This window comes from Enterobacter cloacae complex sp. ECNIH7, from assembly GCF_002208095.1.
Lineage (GTDB): Bacteria > Pseudomonadota > Gammaproteobacteria > Enterobacterales > Enterobacteriaceae > Enterobacter > Enterobacter cloacae_M.
The window spans coordinates 2,957,672-2,975,948 of sequence record NZ_CP017990.1; the positions used below are offsets into that span (position 1 = coordinate 2,957,672).

Consider the following 18,277-nt stretch of genomic DNA (forward strand, 5'->3'; position numbering starts at 1 on the left):
TCACCAGTTGATATTGTCCGGCCAGACCCATGATGTATTATTCATTTCGTTCAGCATCTTTATGTCCTGCTTTTCACGGGCATACTTACCCCATAATGAATGAAAAGAACGAACAATACTGATTAACTGCTTTTTTCTTTGCTCCGGAGATAGGCTGATAAAATAGCAGCACCTGCTGTCAATATTATCCTCAATGAAATTAAAATCAGAGTCTGATGCATATTTTACTGTTAGCATAATATCATTCGACGTTGTTCTCTCAGACTCTGTTAATGCTGATTCTATCAGGTATTCAAAGGCATACATGACAGACAGCTGGTTTTTGTCTGTCTGAATATAACCCATTGAGTTTCTGAGTATTGAGGACTGTACCAGGACCAGAGGCCATAAAAGCTCAACACCATAAAGCTTATATGTATCATGTTGATCATACTGATGTTGCTCAACACGACGATTACCTTCCCGTGCTTTACGAATATCATAGGCAAGGGATAACATAAATCCGTCTTTAACTTTAATCAGTGGGCTTTCATCCACGATGTAATGAATGAGTTCATGTAATTCATTCAGGGCTTCTGAATCTCCCCACAGTATAAAACCTGCATTGTTCGGCGTTAACTCGTATCGAAGCATGGGCTCAATCATCCTGTTGTTTCAGTCGGAGGAAAGTCTATCAGTAAAGAGAATGAGAGATCAAAGTGGTCATTTTAATTGAGCTGGATAACGGACATTTCAATTGAGCCTTGACAGTCCAGCAAACGGGAAAAGAAATCTTACGTCCTGATTGAGTTAGAACAATTTGTGAAAACTTATGCTTAAATCATTGTAACGCGACCAAATTGTTTCAGAGAAAAAACACTGTTAATAACCCGCGCCGAACTGTATTAAAATGCACCAACCAATAAACAGTGTTATGCACCAAAATAATGAAATTTTTATGACTCTGCATCAAAAGAAGGCAAGCAAAACGTTTCGATAAAAATAAAACATTCCTGCATGCGTTTACATACAGAATATATGCACTACGTTGTCGCTTCGCTTATAAGGATAAATATTCACCAACTTTCAGTACCCTGAAAGAATGATTAACTGGCGCTAAATTATCTAGCGCGTCAGTTAACTCCCGCACAGGTTCATCGAGGGCTTCATCTGCCAGTTCAAACACGCCCCAGTGAATGGGAAACGCCAGAGGACAACCCAGCTGCTGCCACAATGCCACCGCAGATTGCGGATCCATATGATGGACAGCCATGAACCATCGTGGGGCATAGGCACCTATTGGTAACGCGGCAGCATCAATATGGCCAAGGCGTTCAGGTATCAATAGCAGTTCAGGCGAATACCCCGTATCTCCGCTGAACCAGAAACGATGATGTCGACCTTCCATAACCCAGCCGCACCATAATGAGCGATTGCGGTTCCATGGCGTGCGCATACTCCAGTGCTGTGCCGGTACGGCGGTCAGCGTCATCCCCTGCCAGGTGAAGCTCTGCCACCAGTCGAGCTCAACCACGCGTTTTGCCCCCCGGCGGCGAAACCAGTCGGCCAGGCCCAGCGGAACAAAAAAACTGACCTCGGGGAAGCGCTTGAGAATACGGCGAATGGTCGCATCATCAAGATGATCGTAATGATTATGGGAGATGACGACCGCATCAAGCTGATTGAGTTGACAGACTGACAGCGCGGGAGGCGTTTTGCGCTGGGGTCCCAGGAAAGGGAGTGGAGAAGCGCGCTGTGATAAAACCGGATCGGTAAGGATGATATTGCCGTCCAGCTGCAGCATTACGCTCGCGTGTCCCAGCCACCATACCCCATCTTCATGAGGTTGCGTAAGCTCAACCGGTTGCCACCACTGTTGGATAAAGTCTTCATAGCCCAGCGCGGGTGGCTTCGGTAAACCGGCCTCTTTACGCGCTTTGCGCCAACGGTCAAGATCGCCGGGTTGATGTCCGACAGGATCGGTATTACGAAAACCGTTCGGGGTGTGATGTTTCAGGGAGGGGTCATACCAGGGATTTTTCCAGACCACAGCCACCTCCCAGCATAAAAAGATTAACGCTCAGCCACCAGGCGGATAAAGTCGTCTTCGTCTTTGCTTTCTTCAGCGACCGCGTCTTTCGGCGCGTCTTTCTCTTCCGGTTCGTTAGCCTCACACAGACGGCGTAGCAGCGCATTCTGACGTTTTTGCTGATCGAGCAGCGCTTCCAGCAGTTCAATCTGCTCGTTAGTACGGGAGCTGGCGCGGTTCACAAAAAACCAAATGACCAGGCCCACAAGCAGAACAACCAAAGAAATCATCAGGGATGCCATATTCAGCAGCCCTGAATTCAGTAACTCACCCATTTCACCACCTCAATAAAAACGTCTATTTTACCACTGGCGCGAAGGAAGGAAATCACCTTGAGAAAAAATGCGTATTACCACGGAATAAACTTATTGATTGCGCAAACGCCGCTAAAAAACTGTACATCCTGATCGCACATCACATTGATCGTCTGCGTCCATAACACCACGCACGCTATCAGCACGATAATCAGAATTACCCAGCGTATTTTTTTCACTCCACACTCCGTCTAAAAACCTGATGTAACGAGGTTAACACGCTTATCTTAAACAAGGACTAACTGTACCGCCATCGCACTTTTTTCAGAATCCTGCACTTGTTTCATCGTGTAAACCGTTTACGCTAGCTTTATGATAACAACGACAAAAGAGGTTAATGATGCGCTTCATTATTCGAACAATTATTGCACTGGCTTTCGTCTGGATTGGCCTTCTGCTCACGGGTTATGGCGTGCTTGTTGGAAGCACCGAAAACGCAGCCGGGTTAGGGATTCAATGTAAATATTTAACAGCACAGGGCGTGAGCACTGCGCAATATCTGCATACTGACAGCGGGATCGTTGGCTTGACCAACTGTCCGGTCCTGCGAAAGACATCCGTCGTGATTGATAATGGCTAATCAGCCGGTGACATGACTGATATAAAAAACGCCGCAACAGATGCGGCGTTTTTTTATGCGAGCAGAGATTAAAACGGGTAGTTGTGATAACCCATTTGTTCAGAAATCTTACGTGCGGCAGTGTGCAGAATAGCCACATACTCATGCAGGCGCTCTTCGGAGAAGCGTAAGGTTGGGAAGGAGATACTTAAGCCCGCGATTACTACGCCAAAGCGGTCAAAAACCGGAACGCCGATACAGCGCAGCCCTTCTTCCTGCTCTTCGTTATCTTCGCCATACCCCTGCTCGCGTACGCGATCGAGCACCGTTAACAGCGCGTCTGTGCTGGTAATGGTTCGCGAGGTACTTTGCTTGTATTCCACGCCTTCGAGGATCTGTTTCACTTCCTCACGATCGCGCCAGGCCAGCAGAACCTTACCAATCGCGGTGCTGTAGAGCGGGTTGCGACGACCAATGCGCGAGTACATGCGCAAATTGTACATGGAGTCGATTTTATGGATGTAAACAATGCTGTCTTCATCCAGCGCACCGAGATGGATGGTCTCTTTGGTCAGGCGAGAGATTTCACGCATCTGGATATCAGCGCTGCGGATCAGGTCAACATTTTGTAGCGCACGAGCGCCCAGCTCAAACAGCTTAAGCGTCAGAGAGTATTTTTCAGATTCGCCCTCCTGGGCAACGTAGCCCAGCGACTTCATGGTTTGTAAAAAGCGATATACGGTGCTTTTAGACATCATCACGCGCTGCGACAACTCTGTAATACCTATTTCACGCTCTTCCCCCAGCGCCTGTAAGATGCCAAACACCTTCAGCACGGAAGAAACAGAATCTGGCTGTTTATCCAAATCCGCAATAGCCATTTACCACCTCATAGAGAGTGTTTTATAAAAATCAGAACCGGTTTTTATTATAAGTTCCCGTCATGTCACCTGCAATCAATCCGCGTTTACTTCGTTACAAATCTGCGACATATCGCGGCTGTAACAATGCTAAAATAGTTATCCTGAGAATAATTTCACGCTGAGCTTTTTTAATCCTAATGGAAAAGACCCTTTCCGATGGCCTGCCTTTACCCCAGCGGTATGGCGCTATAGCGACCATCATTATCGGTATCTCAATGGCCGTCCTTGACGGCGCAATCGCGAACGTTGCCCTGCCAACCATCGCCAGCGACCTGCATGCCTCTCCCGCCAGTTCGATATGGATCGTTAACGCATATCAGATTGCGATTGTGGTTTCCCTGCTCTCGTTCTCTTTCCTGGGCGATATGTTCGGTTACCGTCGGGTGTATCAGTGCGGTCTGGTGGTTTTCACCTTCACGTCCTTGCTATGCGCCCTTTCAGATTCGCTGCATACCCTGACGCTTGCCCGCATCGCGCAGGGTTTTGGCGGCGCGGCGCTCATGAGCGTAAACACGGCGTTGATCCGCTTAATTTATCCCCAACGTCATCTGGGGCGCGGCATGGGGATAAACTCGTTTATTGTCGCTGTCTCTTCCGCCGCCGGGCCAACTATTGCGGCGGCGATCCTTTCCGTTGCGTCATGGCAATGGCTGTTTGCTATTAACGTGCCGCTGGGCATTGTCGCTATATTCTTTGCCCTGCGCTTTCTTCCCGCTAACGGCCCTAAAAGCACCATGCCGCGCTTCGATGTGGCGAGTGCAGTGATGAATGCCCTGACCTTTGGCCTGCTGATTACGGCGCTGAGCGGCTTTGCGCAGGGACAGTCTCTGATGCTTACCGGCGCGGAGCTCATTTCCCTGCTGGCGATCGGCTTCTTCTTTGTTCGCCGCCAGCTCACTCTCCCCGTGCCTTTACTGCCGGTGGATCTGCTGCGTATTCCCCTTTTTTCCCTCTCCATTTGCACGTCTGTCTGCTCGTTCTGCGCCCAAATGCTGGCTCTGGTTTCTCTGCCCTTCTTTCTGCAGAGCGTGGTCGGCCGTTCAGAAGTGGAGACCGGCCTGCTGTTAACCCCCTGGCCACTAGCTACCATGGTGATGGCGCCGCTGGCAGGTTACTTAATTGAACGCGTCCATGCCGGTTTACTGGGAGCATTGGGGCTTGCGGTGATGGCGACAGGCCTATTCGCGCTGGCGCTGCTACCGTCCTCGCCAACCGATCTGGACATCATCTGGCGCATGATCCTGTGCGGCGCTGGGTTTGGCCTGTTCCAGTCCCCTAACAATCACACCATCATCACCTCCGCGCCGCGCCATCGCAGCGGTGGTGCCAGCGGCATGCTGGGGACCGCGCGCCTTCTGGGACAAAGCAGCGGCGCAGCCCTGGTCGCCCTGATGTTTAACCTCGCCGGGCAAAACGGCAACCATGTTGCGCTTCTCACCGCGGGAGCCCTTGCCTCGCTCGCGGCGGTCGTCAGCGGCCTGCGCGTGACCCAGCCCAGGGTTCAGGCATAAAAAAAGCCGGGCGGAGTGTTCTCCTGCCCGGCTTATTAGAGTTCTTAGCGTTACTTCAGATATTCCCCACTGCGCAACGCTTCGATACGTTTATCCAGCGGCGGGTGAGACATAAACAGCTCGCTCAGCGATTTGGATTTACCGTTAATGCAGAAGGCCATCATGCTGTTCGCTTCCTGCGGCTCGTAGCTGGTTTTCAGACGCTGCAGCGCGGCAATCATCTTCTCACGACCAACCAGCTTCGCCGAGCCGGCATCCGCGTGGAATTCACGGTGGCGGGAGAACCACATGGTGATGATGCTGGCCAGAATACCGAATACCAGTTCCAGTACCATCGAAACGGCGAAGTAGATCAGCGGGTTGCCGTTGCTCTCTTCACCTTCATCACGGTTTCCGCCCATAAAGCCTGCCGCGATCTGCGCCAGAATACGGGAGATGAAGATCACGAAGGTGTTCACCACGCCCTGAATCAGGGTCATGGTCACCATGTCACCGTTGGCGATATGGCTGATTTCGTGGGCAATAACCGCTTCGGCTTCGTCACGGCTCATGTTCTGCAGCAATCCGGTGCTGACGGCAACCAGTGACGCATCGCGACGGGCACCCGTGGCGAAAGCGTTGATGTCCGGGGCATGGTAAATCGCCACCTGCGGCATGGCGATCCCGGCCTGACGGGATTGCTGAGCCACCGTGTTCATCAGCCACTGTTCCATATCGTTACGCGGCTGTTCAATAACCTCACCACCCACCGATTTCAGTGCCATCCACTTCGACATCAGCAGGGAGATGAACGAGCCACCAAAACCAAACAGCAGCGCCATAATCAACAGACCCTGAACGCTGCTCGACTGAATTCCTGTCAGGCTTAGCACGAGCCCGAAAACCACCATGACCGCCAGGTTGGTGAGCAGGAAGAGCGCGATTCGCATCATAATTTTCTTTTTACCTCAGTTTAACAAAACGCACTATGCGATTACCCACATCGTATGGGTATTGCGGCTATTTTCAAGCATCCGGCGGGCGTAAGTCACCAGAAAGACACAACTTTACACAATTGGAAATCTGACTGACGGAAGGATGCAGAACAAAAAGAAACAGGCACAATTTCTTGTGCCTGTTGGGAGGTTATTTTGCCGGAGCGGGCTGTACGGCTGGTTTCTCTTTTTCCTGATTCGCCAGGTCGAGAGCGATATGCACCGTCTCGTCCAGATACGGATCCGGCTCCTGGTAATCTTTTGGCAGATCGTCCAGTTTCTTGAGCAGAGGCTTGCATTCGCGCTTGAAGCGATCGTTGATACGCGCCAGGCGGGTTGCATCGTCCTCGTTGTTCTCTTTCTCACGCTGTGCGTAGTTCAGAGAAACGATATTCCGCTTATCTTTCAGGGCATTGAATCGTGCAATGTCCTTCATGATGTACTGGAACTCCGGATCTTTCGCGATGCGGTCGTTATGCGCTTTCAGCAGTTCTGGGCCAAATTGCGTCATATCACCCGCTTTCACGTAGGTCGCGGCATTGATGCTGTCCCACGGCAAGGCGTTATCTTCAAACTTCTCGCCGGTTTCCGTCTCTTCCGTGCCTGTCGGCATCATGATGTCCGGCGTTACGCCCTTACGCTGCGTACTGCCGCCGTTCACGCGGTAGAATTTCTGAATGGTGTACTGAACCGAGCCCAGCGCAGGCCATTCCGGACGCAGCATCTGATCGTAAATACGATTCAGAGAGCGATACTGCTGTACTGTACCTTTCCCGAAGGTTGGCTCACCGACGATCAGCGCGCGGCCATAGTCCTGCATTGCAGCGGCAAAGATTTCAGACGCGGAAGCACTGAAGCGGTCAACCAGGACCACCAGCGGGCCTTTGTAGTAGACCACACCGTCGTTGTCGGCATCTTCACGCACTTTACCGTTGTTATCGCGCACCTGAACCACCGGGCCAGATGGAATGAACAGACCGGAGAGTGAAACCGCTTCTGTCAGCGCCCCGCCGCCGTTACTGCGCAGGTCGATGATAATGCTGCTGACGTTCTGCTTCTCAAGCTTCTGCAGCTGAACTTTCACATCGTCAGTCAGCCCTACGTAGAAGCCAGGAATATCCAGGACACCGACCTTCTCTTTACCCACGGTTTTCACCGACATTTTCACCGCGCGGTCTTCCAGACGGATACGCTCGCGGGTCAGGGTAACGATACGGGTTTTAGTGCCTTTACCGGCAGGCAGAATTTCCAGACGAACCTTGCTGCCTTTCGGACCTTTGATCAGCGCAACCACGTCATCGAGACGCCAGCCGATCACGTCGACCATGTTCTGGCCTGTTTGTCCTACACCCACAATGCGATCGCCTACGCTAATCGCTTTGCTTTTGGACGCCGGGCCACCCGCGACCATGGAATTGATCACCGTGTAATCATCGTCCATCTGCAGCACCGCGCCGATACCTTCCAGAGACAGGCTCATCTCGGTATTGAACTGTTCGGTGTTGCGTGGAGAGAGATAGTTGGTGTGCGGATCAATTTCGTGCGCAAAGGCGGTCATCGCGAGTGAGAAAACATCCTCACTGTTGGTCTGCGCCAGACGACGAATGGCAAATTTGTAACGACGCGTCAGCGTATCACGGATCTCTTTTTCGTCTTTGCCGGTCAGCTTAAGGCTCAGTTCGTCGTATTTAACTTTACCGTCCCACAGCGCATTCAACTCGGCTTCATCTTTCGGCCAGGGTGCTTTACTGCGATCCAGGTTAAAGGTGTCAGTGCCGGTGAAGTCCATCGGACGTTCCAGCACTTTCAGCGCGTACTGATAGCGTTCAAAGCGGCGCTTTTGCGACAGGTTGTAGAGATCGTAAAACAGATCCAGCTTGCCTGAACGCAACTCATCACCCACCTCGGATTTGCGCTTAGCGAACTGCTCGACATCGCTGGCGAGCAAAACGTTATGGCTGTAATCCAGCAAGTTCAGATAGCGGTCAAAGATTTTGGCCGAAAAGGCCTGATCGAGATCGAACTGACGATAGTGCGAGCGGGTAAAACGTGAGGTCACGCGCTCGCTCACCGTCGCATGTTGCGTCTCTTCCTTGAGTACCGGAATTTGATCAACACGCGTGATATCGTCCACTGCAAAAGCGTGACCTGTTATGGCAAACAGGCCCGCCAGCGCGGTGAGCTTAAAAAAAGTGTTCATGCCAGGCTTGGCCTCCGTTTCAGAACAACAAGTGTTCTGCGCGTACAATCATTGACATACCAGAAGTCAGCTGTACACGAACGCCATCTTTGGTGATTTCCAGTACGGTGGCGTCCATAGCATTGTTACCCGCTTTTACCTTCAGTGCCTGACCTACGCTCAGGGCGTTAATGTCAGAAACCGGCGTATGGCGCGGCTCTTCACGAGGGGCACGCGGGGCTTTTGCTGCTGGTTTGTCTGCACGCGGTTTGCGATCGTTATTATCGTGACGGCGCGGCGCAGGGCGTGGTTTACGCTCACGACGAGGCGCTTCTTCCTGGCCGTTTGCAGCTGCGGCTTCGCGTTTTTTCGCCTGCTGTTCTGCACGTTGTGCCTGAACGCGTGCTTTGGCTTCTTCAAGCTGCTTGCGCGCGTGCTCAACGTGCTGCTCGTCCAGCTCACCGCAAGGGTTGCCGTCGAGGTCCACGCGGGTCGCGCCTGGTTTGATACCGTACAGGTAACGCCAGCTCGAAGTATAAAGACGTAAGGCGGAACGCAGCTGAGTTTTGCTGAGGTTCATTTCCCCTTCAACACGCGCCACCAGATCCTGAAAAATACCGACTTTCAGGGGACGAGCTTCACCTTCCGCGCTGAAGCACTGCGGGAAACGCTCGGCCAGAAATGCGATAACTTCTTTACTGCTATTCAACTTAGGTTGATTTTCCATGAAATTTCCTGATTACAACGGACGTTGCCAACAAGCGCAGGCATGAACAGGCGTCATTATAATGACGCTATCAGTAAATGCTACGTTATCCGTTGATTATCCTGCGACGCTCGCAAAGAATTTTTGATAATCGGTTGCAGCGAGTACGTTTTCCAGATTCGCCACCAGCTCGCGTAGCCCCTGTTCGTCCTCGGTTGTAAAGCGACTGAAGACCGTACTGTCGATATCCAGAACGCCAATAATCTGATTTTTTACCACCAGCGGCAGAACGATTTCAGAATTACTGGCAGCATCACAGGCAATATGCCCGTCAAACGCATGAACATCTTCCACACGCTGGACCTGATTTTCGGCCACCGCAGTGCCGCATACGCCACGCCCTACCGGAATACGCACGCAGGCCAGTTTGCCCTGGAACGGGCCAAGCACCAGCGTTTCACCTTCCAGGAGGTAAAAGCCGGCCCAGTTCACGTCAGAGAGACGTTCAAACAGCAATGCGCTAGTATTTGCCAGAGTAGCTAAGAAGCTGGTCTCACCCGCCATCAATGCCTTAAAATCGCGGTTCAGATCCGCGTAGAATTCTGTTTTGTTCATTATCCAATCACTTAGTTGTCTTACAAATTTACCGCATAGCCTATTAAAATAAGCATTAAATGCGCTCATGCTCAAGATGAATCCGTTCATGAGTTATTATAACTTTCAACAATACTAATTTGTGCGCAACTGATGGCCTTAAAAACAACCAAAATTACGCCGACAAGAAAGATAACTGTCCATACGGTAAGCGAAGCTTTGCCACGTGCACATTATCAGCGTTGCCCCCAGTGCGATACGCTTTTTATGTTGCCGAAGATGAAATCGCACCAAAGTGCCTTTTGTCCCCGCTGCGACGCCAAAATTCGCGATGGCCGCGACTGGTCGCTCACCCGCCTCGCCGCCATGGCCGTCACCATGCTGCTGCTGATGCCCTTCGCCTGGAGCGAACCGCTGCTGAAACTCTACCTGCTTGGCGTGCGCATTGACGCCAACGTACTGCAGGGTATCTGGCAGATGACCCGTCAGGGGGATCCCATCACCGCTGCCATGGTGCTGTTCTGCACCGTTGGCGCGCCGCTGGTGCTGGTCGCCGCCATTGCGTATCTGTGGTTTGGCAATATTCTCGGTATGAACCTTCGCCCGGTTCTGCTGATGCTGGATAAGCTCAAAGAATGGGTGATGCTGGATATTTATCTGGTGGGCGTGGGCGTTGCGTCAATAAAGGTACAGGACTACGCCTTTTTGCAGCCCGGCATCGGACTCTTTGCTTTCATCAGCCTGGTATTGCTGAGCATACTGACGCTTATCCACCTGAACGTTGAACAGCTCTGGGAGCGATTTTACCCTCAGCGCCCCGCCACGCGTCCTGATGAAAATCTGCGCGTCTGTCTGGGATGTCACTATACCGGCTTGCCCGACGCGCGTGGTCGCTGCCCGCGGTGCCACATTCCGTTGAGGCTGCGGCGCAACAACAGCCTGCAAAAATGCTGGGCCGCGCTGATCGCCTCCCTGGTGTTTCTAATCCCAGCCAATATGTTGCCGATTTCCATCATTTACGTGAATGGCGGGCGTCAGGAGGATACTATCCTCTCCGGGATAATCTCCCTTGCGCACAGCAACGTCGGGGTGGCGGCGATCGTCTTCATTGCCAGTATCCTGGTTCCCTTTACCAAAGTGGTGGTGATGTTTACCCTGCTCATCAGCATTCACTTTAAATGTGAACAAGGCTTACGGACCCGCATTCTGCTGCTGCGGTTCGTCACCTGGATTGGCCGCTGGTCAATGTTAGATCTGTTCGTGATTTCACTGATGATGTCGCTCATCAATCGCGACCAGCTACTTGCTTTTACAATGGGACCCGCGGCTTTTTATTTCGGCTCTGCGGTGATATTGACTATTCTTGCTGTGGAATGGCTGGATAGCCGCTTACTTTGGGATGCACATGAGTCAGGAAACCCCCGCTTCGCCGACTGAAGCGAGAATTAAAACAAAACGCCGCATTTCGCCATTCTGGTTGCTGCCCGTCATCGCCCTGATGATTGCAGGCTGGCTTATCTGGACGAGCTATGAAGATCGCGGGAGTACCGTCACCATTGATTTTCAGACCGCCGACGGCATCGTCGCCGGGCGAACGCCCGTTCGCTTCCAGGGGGTTGAAGTGGGTACGGTTCAGGATATCTCCCTTGGAAAAGGGCTGAACAAGATTCAGGTGCGGGTCAGTATTAAATCTGACATGCAGGATGCCCTGCGCAGCGAAACGCAGTTCTGGCTGGTGACGCCAAAAGCCTCTCTGGCCGGCGTGTCCGGGCTGGATGCGCTCGTGGGCGGTAACTATATCGGCATGATGCCGGGTAAAGGTGAGCCGCAGGATCACTTTGTTGCCCTGGATACACAGCCCAAGTACCGCCTCAACAACGGCGATTTAATGATCCATCTGCAGGCGCCGGACCTCGGTTCTCTGAACAGCGGTTCGCTGGTCTATTTCCGCAAAATCCCGGTTGGTCGCGTGTACGATTACGCGATCAACCCGAATAAACAGGGCGTCACCATCGACGTGCTGATCGAGCGTCGCTTCACCAATCTGGTGAAAAAAGGCAGCCGCTTCTGGAACGTCTCCGGCGTGGATGCGGACGTCAGCCTGAGCGGTGCGAAAGTGAAGCTGGAAAGTCTGGCCGCGCTGGTGAATGGTGCCATTGCCTTTGACTCCCCGGAAAACTCAAGCCCCGCCACCGCGGATGACTCATTTGGATTGTACGCTGACCTGGCGCACAGCCAGCGCGGCGTGCTCGTTAAACTCGCCCTGCCCGATGCTAAGGGGCTAAAAGCGGGTTCGACGCCGCTGATGTATCAGGGGTTGCAGGTTGGTCAGCTCACCAAAATGACGCTCAACCCGGGCGGCTCGGTCACCGGCGAAATGACTGTCGACCCGAGCGTGGTCGATCTCCTGCGCGAGAAAACGCGTATCGAAATGCGCAGTCCAAAGCTCTCTCTGAACGATGCCAGCCTCAGCACGCTGTTGACCGGCAATACGTTTGAGCTCATCCCCGGCGAAGGTGAACCCAGCAATAGCTTCGTGATTGCCCCGGCGGATAAATCCCTGCTGCAAAAGCCGGGCGTAGTGACCGTCACCCTGAATGCGCCAGAAAGTTACGGAATCGAAGCCGGTCAGCCGTTAATTTTACACGGCGTGCAGGTCGGTCAGGTGCTGGAGCGTAAGCTCTCCGCGAATGGCGTGACCTTCTCGGTCGCCATCGATCCGCAGTACAGCGACCTGGTGCACGGTGACAGCAAATTCGTGGTGAACAGTCGCGTCGATGTGAAGGTGGGACTGGACGGCGTGGAGTTCCTCGGCGCCAGCGCCAGCGAATGGGTTAACGGCGGCATCCGCATTCTGCCCGGCGATAAAGGCCCCGTTCGCGACAGCTATCCGCTGTATGCCAACCTGGAGAAAGCGGTTGAAAACAGCCTGAGCGATCTCCCTACCACCACGCTGACGCTAAGCGCCGAGACGCTGCCGGACGTACAGGCGGGCTCCGTGGTGCTCTACCGCAAGTTTGAGGTCGGGGAAGTTATCACCGTTCGCCCGCGTGCGGATGCGTTTGATATCGAACTGCATATCAAGCCGGAGTACCGCAAGCTGCTGACGCCAAACAGCGTCTTCTGGGCCGAAGGCGGCGCGAAAGTTCAGCTTAACGGTAACGGGCTGACCGTGCAGGCCTCCCCGCTCTCACGCGCGCTGCGCGGAGCGATTAGCTTCGATAACCTCAGCGGCGCGGGCGCGAATCTGCGTAAAGGCGATAAGCGTATTCTCTTCCCGTCCGAAACCGCCGCACGCGCCGTGGGTGGACAGATTACCCTGCACGCGTTCGATGCCGGCAAGCTGGCGGAAGGCATGCCAATTCGCTATCTCGGCATTGATATCGGGCAGATCCAGAAGCTGACGCTGATTACCTCGCGCAACGAGGTGCAGGCCACCGCCGTGCTGTACCCGGAATATGTGCAGACCTTCGCCCGGACGGGTTCGCGCTTCTCGGTGGTCACGCCGCAGATCTCGGCCGCGGGCGTTGAGCATCTCGACACCATCCTGCAGCCGTACATCAACGTTGAGCCGGGCCAGGGCAATGCCCGTCGTGATTTCGAGCTGCAGGAAGCCACGATCACCGACTCGCGCTACCTTGGCGGCCTGAGCATCGTGGTGGAAGTGCCGGAAGCGGGCTCGCTGAGCATCGGCACCCCGGTACTGTTCCGCGGCATTGAGGTGGGTACGGTCACGGGCCTGACGCTCGGTACGCTCTCCGACCGCGTAATGGTGGCGTTACGCATCAGCGAACGCTACCAGCACCTGGTCCGCAATAACTCGGTATTCTGGCTGGCGTCCGGCTATTCGCTGGACTTTGGCCTGACGGGAGGCGTGGTGAAAACCGGCACCTTCAACCAGTTCATTCGCGGCGGTATCGCGTTTGCCACGCCGCCGGGCACGCCGCTGGCACCAAAAGCGCAGCCGGGTAAACACTTCCTGCTGCTCGAAAGCGAACCGAAAGAGTGGCGTGAATGGGGAACCGCCCTGCCGCGTTAATCTGACAGGCTCCGGTGTCAACGCACCGGAGCCTTTATGTTACACTGCGCACCTGAACTTTTCCCTGTGGTGTGCCCGTGGCTCAAAACTCCGTATTTCTTCCTGAACAATTCCTGGCGCAGATGCGCGAGGCGCTTCCCTCTCACCTGTCGTTAGCCGATTTTATCGCCGCCTGCCAGCGTCCGTTACGCCGAAGTATTCGCGTCAACACGCTGAAAATCAGCGTCGATGATTTTCTGGCGCTGGTCTCGCCGTACGGCTGGCAGCTTACGCCGGTCCCGTGGTGCGCCGAGGGTTTCTGGATCGAACGCGATGACGAAGCCTCGCTGCCGCTGGGCAGTACCGCTGAACATCTGAGCGGTCTGTTCTATATTCAGGAAGCCAGCTCGATGCTGCCGGTGGCCGCCCTGTTCGCCGATGGCAATGCGCCTGAACGCGTGATGGATGTTGCCGCGGCGCCCGGCTCAAAAACCACGCAAATTGCCGCCCGGATGGGTAACCACGGGGCGATCCTCGCCAACGAGTTTTCCGCCAGCCGCGTGAAGGTGCTGCATGCCAACATCAGCCGCTGCGGTATTCATAATGTTGCCCTGACGCACTTTGACGGACGCGTGTTTGGCGCCGCCTTACCGGAAGCCTTCGATGCCATTCTGCTGGACGCCCCCTGCTCCGGTGAAGGGGTGGTGCGTAAAGATCCCGATGCGTTAAAGAACTGGTCCGTGGAGAGCAACCTGGAGATCGCCGCCACGCAGCGCGAGCTGATTGAGAGCGCATTCCATGCCCTGCGTCCAGGCGGTACGCTGGTCTATTCAACGTGCACCTTAAACCGCGATGAAAACGAAGACGTCTGCCTGTGGCTGAAAGCGAACTACCCGGATGCCGTGGAGTTTCTGCCGCTTAACGACCTGTTTGCCTCGGCACAGGAGGCGGTCACGCCGGAGGGTTTCCTCCACGTGTTCCCGCAGATTTACGACTGTGAAGGGTTCTTTGTGGCGCGTCTGCGTAAAACGCAGGCCGTTGAGCCCCTGCCCGCGCCTAAATTTAAGGTCGGCAACTTCCCGTTTGCTCCCCTTAAAGGTCGCGATGCAGCACAGCTTGAAGCCGCCGCCAAAAAGGTTGGGCTGGTCTGGGATGAGAGTCTGCACCCCTGGATGCGTGATAAAGAGATATGGCTGTTCCCGGCACAGATCGAGCCGCTCATCGGAAAGGTCCGTTTTTCGCGAATCGGGATCCGCCTGGCTGAAGTGCATAACAAAGGCTATCGCTGGCAGCATGAGGCCGTTATCGCCCTTGCCGGATGCGAGAATACCTTTGCCCTGACGCATCAGGAAGCCGAAGAGTGGTACCGTGGTCGCGATGTCTATCCGGACAGCACGCCGTCAGGCGATGAAGTGATCGTAACGTATCAGGGATATCCGCTGGGGCTGGCAAAAAAAGTCGGTTCAAGGCTGAAAAACAGCTATCCGCGCGAGCTGGTTCGGGATGGCCGTCTGTTTACCGGTAACGATCGCACAGCCTGAAAAAAAGCGCATTTTTTTACTGGCGATTTTGCTCTCCTTGTCTACGATCAAAAATGGGTGATCGCACTGGTCATACCAGATTTTGACAACCGACCCGGAGAGCACTATGACGAAAACCAGCGTGCGTATTGGCGCTTTTGAGATCGACGACGCAGAGCTGCGCGGCGAAGCACAAGGCGATCGAACGTTAAGTATTCCCTGCAAATCCGACCCGGATTTGTGCATGCAGCTCGATGCATGGGACGCAGACACCAGCGTCCCGGCAATACTTGATGGCGAACATTCTGTCCTTTACCGTGAGCATTACGATAGTAAAACCGATGCCTGGGTCATGCGTCTTGCCTGACCTAAAGAGAACCCGCCCGAAGGCGGGTTATTTATTACTGCAGCTGCGCCAGCGTGAAGTAACCGTCGAACACAGCCCCCGTATCAATGTAGTGAAGATTATTAAAATCGTATCTTCTGTCGAGGGGCGTATGCCCAAACCAGAAATGATCCGCGCCGCTGATGCCCTCTCCTTTGCCCACCATAAATCCCATCAGCCTGTCGCGGTTCCATAAGACGCGCTGGGCGCTAACCGGTTTTTGCCAACAGTATTCCGCGGCCGGATAATCAGCATGGGCAATCACATTCAGACCGTTCGCACAGGTTATCTCGATGATATGCGGTAAATCGCGACAGGCGTCGAGCAACGACAGGGCAAGCTGTTGCTGGTCGCGTTCAAGATGCGAAAACCATATTCCACCATTCATCGTCCAGAGAGAAAAATCGTTATTATCCAGACTGTCGAGAGCCATTTGCTCATGGTTTCCACGCACGGCACGAAACCATTTTTCATGAATTAACTGCAGGCATTTAACGCTATCAGGGCCACGATCGATCACATCCCCGACTGAAATAAGTAAATCCTCATATGGGTTAAAATGACGGCGTTTAAGCTCATCCATAAGCCACTGGTAACAACCGTGTATATCGCTGACAACCCAGACGTGACGCCACATCCCACCTTCAATTCGCTGATACATAGGACCTCCTTTAAACAGTATAGCCGCCGCAGAAAAGGCAACAGACAGGCGCGGTCATCACGAAGTCAAACAAACGGTAAACCAAACAGAAATAAAGATCCTCGCGCTATTAATCCCTTTTTATTGGCTCTTTAGAATAAGGGTATAAAAAAAGAGGGTCTTCACGTGTCTAATACGCACCTGCATAACGATGTTTTTTATCCGCATCGCACAAATATTATTTCCGAGCTGGTGAACGGCAAACGCGTGCCGGGTCCGATCTGGCGCAAACGCGAATATCGTCTGAAGTTCCTTTTACGCTCGCTTCTGTTCTGGTCCTCCACCCATCGCATGCTGGAAGCCCTTTCGGGTCGCGACGATTTCGACAGGCTGCTGGCCTCTCAAATTACGTTGCCCAGCAAGACCCACCGACAATATCTGATGCGCGGCCTGACGGCTAACGATCGCGCCGACGCTATCGTCAACCATTACTACTGGATTGATAGCCTGAAAGAGAGCGGTCTCGCTCAGGCCCTGACGAGCCAGCAGGAGCAAACCGTTGTGCAGTTCCATGCTAAAGACGGCGTAACCTATACGGTCAATGCTTCCTCTGCGGGAAAAGCCGAGCGCGAAGGAGAAAGCACGCTGTGGCTACACGACAACGAGGATACGCTGCTGGCCAGCCTGACCTTTAGCGTCGCGCGCAGCAATGGTCAGCAAGTCATGGTCATTGGCGGGCTTCAGGGGCCCCGTCGCTGCGTATCGCGAGACGTCATTAAACAGGCCACCCGCGCCTGTCACGGCCTGTTCCCTAAGCGCGTGTTGATGGAAGTTCTTTTTCAGCTGGCTGCGCAGTCATCTGTCCGGGCGATTTTTGCCGTCAGCGACGAGGGGCACGTTTTCCGCGCGTTGCGATATCGCCTGAGCAAAGGCCGCCATTTCCACGCCAGCTACGATGAATTTTGGGCATCTCTGGACGGTAAAAAGCTTTCGGCCTTCTGCTGGCAGCTGCCGCTGCAAATGGAGCGTAAATCCCTTGAAGAGATTGCCAGTAAAAAACGTGCCGAATACCGCCGTCGCTTTGAGCTGCTTGATGAAATAGAGACATCCGTGAAGTCCCGCTTTTAACGATGACTCTTGCTTTATCCGACTGCACACGAAAATTTAACAAAACAGGCAAAAAGGGCTGGACTTCGGCATGCTGTGTTGTGTTATGTTTTAGCAGGACGTACAGGATGTACGCACTGTATGAGAAAGATTGCGTTGGGATTACGCGTTTACTTTCATACAGATAAAAAGAGACCGAATACGATTCCTGTATTCGGTCCAGGGAAATGGCTCTTGGGAGAGAGCCGTGCGCTAAAAGTTGGCATTAATGCAGGCTAAGTCGCCTTGCCTTTTAAGAATAGATGACGACGCCAGGTTTTCCAGTCCACAGCTAAAGCGGTCGGAAAAAAAGCGCCAGAGCATCATTAAAAGTGAAAAACCGCAGTGCTTTCGCAAGCATCTGCGGTTTTTTATTGGAAACCCGAACGTTAGCAGAGCTTGTCGGCGCGCTCGATAAACGGTGCCAGACTCATTTTTTGTCCCGGATGCGACGGGTCATCGATTTGAATGATGCTAATCGGCTGGCCGCTGCTCTTGCCGCTGGCTACCTGCTGCTCTGCGGTATCATTCAGGGGGTATTGCACCAGCGTGCTCGGATTGATGGCATACAGCGCATGGCCTGGACGGCAGGTCAGCATCACCTCTTCGCGATTGAACGCCCATTTGTCCTTACCCACTTCGAAACGGCTCACGGTGATGACCTGCGGTGCGGCAAACGCGCTCCCCGTACAGGTCAGCAATAAGAGAGAAAGTACTGTCTTTTTCATATGATATTTAAC

The 18,277-nt window shown here is 53.5% G+C and carries 18 protein-coding genes; 7 read left to right on the plus strand and 11 right to left on the minus strand.

Annotated features, from left to right (window positions below; genetic code table 11):
* The 4 genes from WM95_RS14510 to mgrB form a co-directional block, all read right to left on the minus strand.
* Window positions 1-633, minus strand: coding sequence for a DUF6904 family protein (locus tag WM95_RS14510; RefSeq protein WP_001567369.1), 633 nt, complete (start codon window positions 631-633; stop codon window positions 1-3).
* 406 nt (window positions 634-1,039) lie between these two features.
* Window positions 1,040-2,029 carry an MBL fold metallo-hydrolase gene (locus WM95_RS14515; protein WP_063408601.1) on the minus strand — a complete coding sequence of 330 codons (990 nt, stop codon included), beginning with the start codon at window positions 2,027-2,029 and terminating at the stop codon, window positions 1,040-1,042.
* A gap of 23 nt (window positions 2,030-2,052) precedes the next feature.
* Window positions 2,053-2,343, minus strand: coding sequence for a YebO family protein (locus WM95_RS14520; RefSeq protein ID WP_023312206.1), 291 nt, complete (start codon window positions 2,341-2,343; stop codon window positions 2,053-2,055).
* A gap of 74 nt (window positions 2,344-2,417) precedes the next feature.
* Window positions 2,418-2,561: a PhoP/PhoQ regulator MgrB gene (mgrB, locus tag WM95_RS14525; RefSeq protein ID WP_006175995.1), complete on the minus strand. Its 144-nt coding sequence runs from the start codon at window positions 2,559-2,561 to the stop codon at window positions 2,418-2,420.
* A 161-nt stretch (window positions 2,562-2,722) separates the two neighbouring features.
* Here mgrB and WM95_RS14530 point away from each other — a divergent pair, with 161 nt between their 5' ends.
* Window positions 2,723-2,962 carry a YobH family protein gene (locus tag WM95_RS14530; RefSeq protein ID WP_063408602.1) on the plus strand — a complete coding sequence of 80 codons (240 nt, stop codon included), beginning with the start codon at window positions 2,723-2,725 and terminating at the stop codon, window positions 2,960-2,962.
* A 68-nt stretch (window positions 2,963-3,030) separates the two neighbouring features.
* Here WM95_RS14530 and kdgR read toward each other — a convergent pair whose 3' ends face one another.
* Window positions 3,031-3,822: a DNA-binding transcriptional regulator KdgR gene (gene kdgR, locus WM95_RS14535; RefSeq protein WP_088544819.1), complete on the minus strand. Its 792-nt coding sequence runs from the start codon at window positions 3,820-3,822 to the stop codon at window positions 3,031-3,033.
* A gap of 179 nt (window positions 3,823-4,001) precedes the next feature.
* On the opposite strand from kdgR, the gene WM95_RS14540 reads away from it, so the two are divergent.
* Window positions 4,002-5,375, plus strand: coding sequence for an MFS transporter (locus tag WM95_RS14540; protein WP_063408604.1), 1,374 nt, complete (start codon window positions 4,002-4,004; stop codon window positions 5,373-5,375).
* A gap of 50 nt (window positions 5,376-5,425) precedes the next feature.
* On the opposite strand, the gene htpX is transcribed toward WM95_RS14540, so the two are convergent.
* The 4 genes from htpX to WM95_RS14560 all read right to left on the minus strand — a co-directional run bounded on the left by htpX (window position 5,426) and on the right by WM95_RS14560 (window position 9,849).
* Window positions 5,426-6,307 (minus strand): protease HtpX, encoded by an 882-nt coding sequence (gene htpX, locus WM95_RS14545; protein ID WP_014884290.1) that lies wholly within the window; start codon window positions 6,305-6,307, stop codon window positions 5,426-5,428.
* A gap of 193 nt (window positions 6,308-6,500) precedes the next feature.
* Complete coding sequence (gene prc, locus WM95_RS14550; protein ID WP_088544820.1) at window positions 6,501-8,549, minus strand: carboxy terminal-processing peptidase; 2,049 nt, start codon at window positions 8,547-8,549, stop codon at window positions 6,501-6,503.
* A 19-nt stretch (window positions 8,550-8,568) separates the two neighbouring features.
* Window positions 8,569-9,255, minus strand: a complete 687-nt coding sequence (proQ, locus tag WM95_RS14555) for an RNA chaperone ProQ (protein WP_014884292.1) — start codon at window positions 9,253-9,255, stop codon at window positions 8,569-8,571.
* A 96-nt stretch (window positions 9,256-9,351) separates the two neighbouring features.
* Complete coding sequence (locus WM95_RS14560) at window positions 9,352-9,849, minus strand: GAF domain-containing protein (RefSeq protein WP_008500476.1); 498 nt, start codon at window positions 9,847-9,849, stop codon at window positions 9,352-9,354.
* A 132-nt stretch (window positions 9,850-9,981) separates the two neighbouring features.
* Here WM95_RS14560 and yebS point away from each other — a divergent pair, with 132 nt between their 5' ends.
* The 4 genes from yebS to WM95_RS14580 all read left to right on the plus strand — a co-directional run bounded on the left by yebS (window position 9,982) and on the right by WM95_RS14580 (window position 15,733).
* Window positions 9,982-11,265 carry a membrane integrity lipid transport subunit YebS gene (gene yebS / locus WM95_RS14565; protein WP_023312213.1) on the plus strand — a complete coding sequence of 428 codons (1,284 nt, stop codon included), beginning with the start codon at window positions 9,982-9,984 and terminating at the stop codon, window positions 11,263-11,265.
* On the plus strand, window positions 11,234-13,867 hold the full coding sequence (locus WM95_RS14570; RefSeq protein ID WP_063408605.1) for a PqiB family protein: 2,634 nt from the start codon (window positions 11,234-11,236) through the stop codon (window positions 13,865-13,867). The genes yebS and WM95_RS14570 overlap by 32 nt, the downstream gene beginning before the upstream one ends.
* Window positions 13,868-13,944: 77 nt before the next feature.
* Complete coding sequence (gene rsmF / locus WM95_RS14575; RefSeq protein WP_063408606.1) at window positions 13,945-15,387, plus strand: 16S rRNA (cytosine(1407)-C(5))-methyltransferase RsmF; 1,443 nt, start codon at window positions 13,945-13,947, stop codon at window positions 15,385-15,387.
* A 106-nt stretch (window positions 15,388-15,493) separates the two neighbouring features.
* The gene (locus WM95_RS14580) at window positions 15,494-15,733 is read left to right on the plus strand and encodes a YebV family protein (RefSeq protein ID WP_008500472.1); all 240 of its coding nucleotides are present in this window, start codon (window positions 15,494-15,496) and stop codon (window positions 15,731-15,733) included.
* Between the two features lie 34 nt (window positions 15,734-15,767).
* Here the strand turns inward: WM95_RS14580 and pphA are convergent, their stop codons facing one another.
* The gene (gene pphA, locus WM95_RS14585; protein WP_047173214.1) at window positions 15,768-16,412 is read right to left on the minus strand and encodes a protein-serine/threonine phosphatase; all 645 of its coding nucleotides are present in this window, start codon (window positions 16,410-16,412) and stop codon (window positions 15,768-15,770) included.
* Between the two features lie 165 nt (window positions 16,413-16,577).
* Here pphA and WM95_RS14590 point away from each other — a divergent pair, with 165 nt between their 5' ends.
* Window positions 16,578-17,519, plus strand: coding sequence for a VirK/YbjX family protein (locus WM95_RS14590; protein WP_045355982.1), 942 nt, complete (start codon window positions 16,578-16,580; stop codon window positions 17,517-17,519).
* A gap of 407 nt (window positions 17,520-17,926) precedes the next feature.
* On the opposite strand, the gene WM95_RS14595 is transcribed toward WM95_RS14590, so the two are convergent.
* Window positions 17,927-18,265, minus strand: coding sequence for a YebY family protein (locus tag WM95_RS14595; protein ID WP_045355981.1), 339 nt, complete (start codon window positions 18,263-18,265; stop codon window positions 17,927-17,929).
* Between the last annotated feature and the right edge of the window lie 12 nt (window positions 18,266-18,277).

Excerpts from the sequence above, each read along its gene's own strand:
- WM95_RS14510 (WP_001567369.1), bottom strand. The coding sequence starts at position 633 with ATGCTTCGATACGAGTTAACGCCGAACAATGCAGGTTTTATACTGTGG.
- WM95_RS14520 (WP_023312206.1), bottom strand. The coding sequence starts at position 2,343 with ATGGGTGAGTTACTGAATTCAGGGCTGCTGAATATGGCATCCCTGATG.
- WM95_RS14530 (WP_063408602.1), top strand. The coding sequence starts at position 2,723 with ATGCGCTTCATTATTCGAACAATTATTGCACTGGCTTTCGTCTGGATT.
- kdgR (WP_088544819.1), bottom strand. The coding sequence starts at position 3,822 with ATGGCTATTGCGGATTTGGATAAACAGCCAGATTCTGTTTCTTCCGTG.
- WM95_RS14540 (WP_063408604.1), top strand. The coding sequence starts at position 4,002 with ATGGAAAAGACCCTTTCCGATGGCCTGCCTTTACCCCAGCGGTATGGC.
- htpX (WP_014884290.1), bottom strand. The coding sequence starts at position 6,307 with ATGATGCGAATCGCGCTCTTCCTGCTCACCAACCTGGCGGTCATGGTG.
- prc (WP_088544820.1), bottom strand. The coding sequence starts at position 8,549 with ATGAACACTTTTTTTAAGCTCACCGCGCTGGCGGGCCTGTTTGCCATA.
- proQ (WP_014884292.1), bottom strand. The coding sequence starts at position 9,255 with ATGGAAAATCAACCTAAGTTGAATAGCAGTAAAGAAGTTATCGCATTT.
- WM95_RS14560 (WP_008500476.1), bottom strand. The coding sequence starts at position 9,849 with ATGAACAAAACAGAATTCTACGCGGATCTGAACCGCGATTTTAAGGCA.
- yebS (WP_023312213.1), top strand. The coding sequence starts at position 9,982 with ATGGCCTTAAAAACAACCAAAATTACGCCGACAAGAAAGATAACTGTC.
- WM95_RS14570 (WP_063408605.1), top strand. The coding sequence starts at position 11,234 with ATGAGTCAGGAAACCCCCGCTTCGCCGACTGAAGCGAGAATTAAAACA.
- WM95_RS14580 (WP_008500472.1), top strand. The coding sequence starts at position 15,494 with ATGACGAAAACCAGCGTGCGTATTGGCGCTTTTGAGATCGACGACGCA.
- pphA (WP_047173214.1), bottom strand. The coding sequence starts at position 16,412 with ATGTATCAGCGAATTGAAGGTGGGATGTGGCGTCACGTCTGGGTTGTC.
- WM95_RS14595 (WP_045355981.1), bottom strand. The coding sequence starts at position 18,265 with ATGAAAAAGACAGTACTTTCTCTCTTATTGCTGACCTGTACGGGGAGC.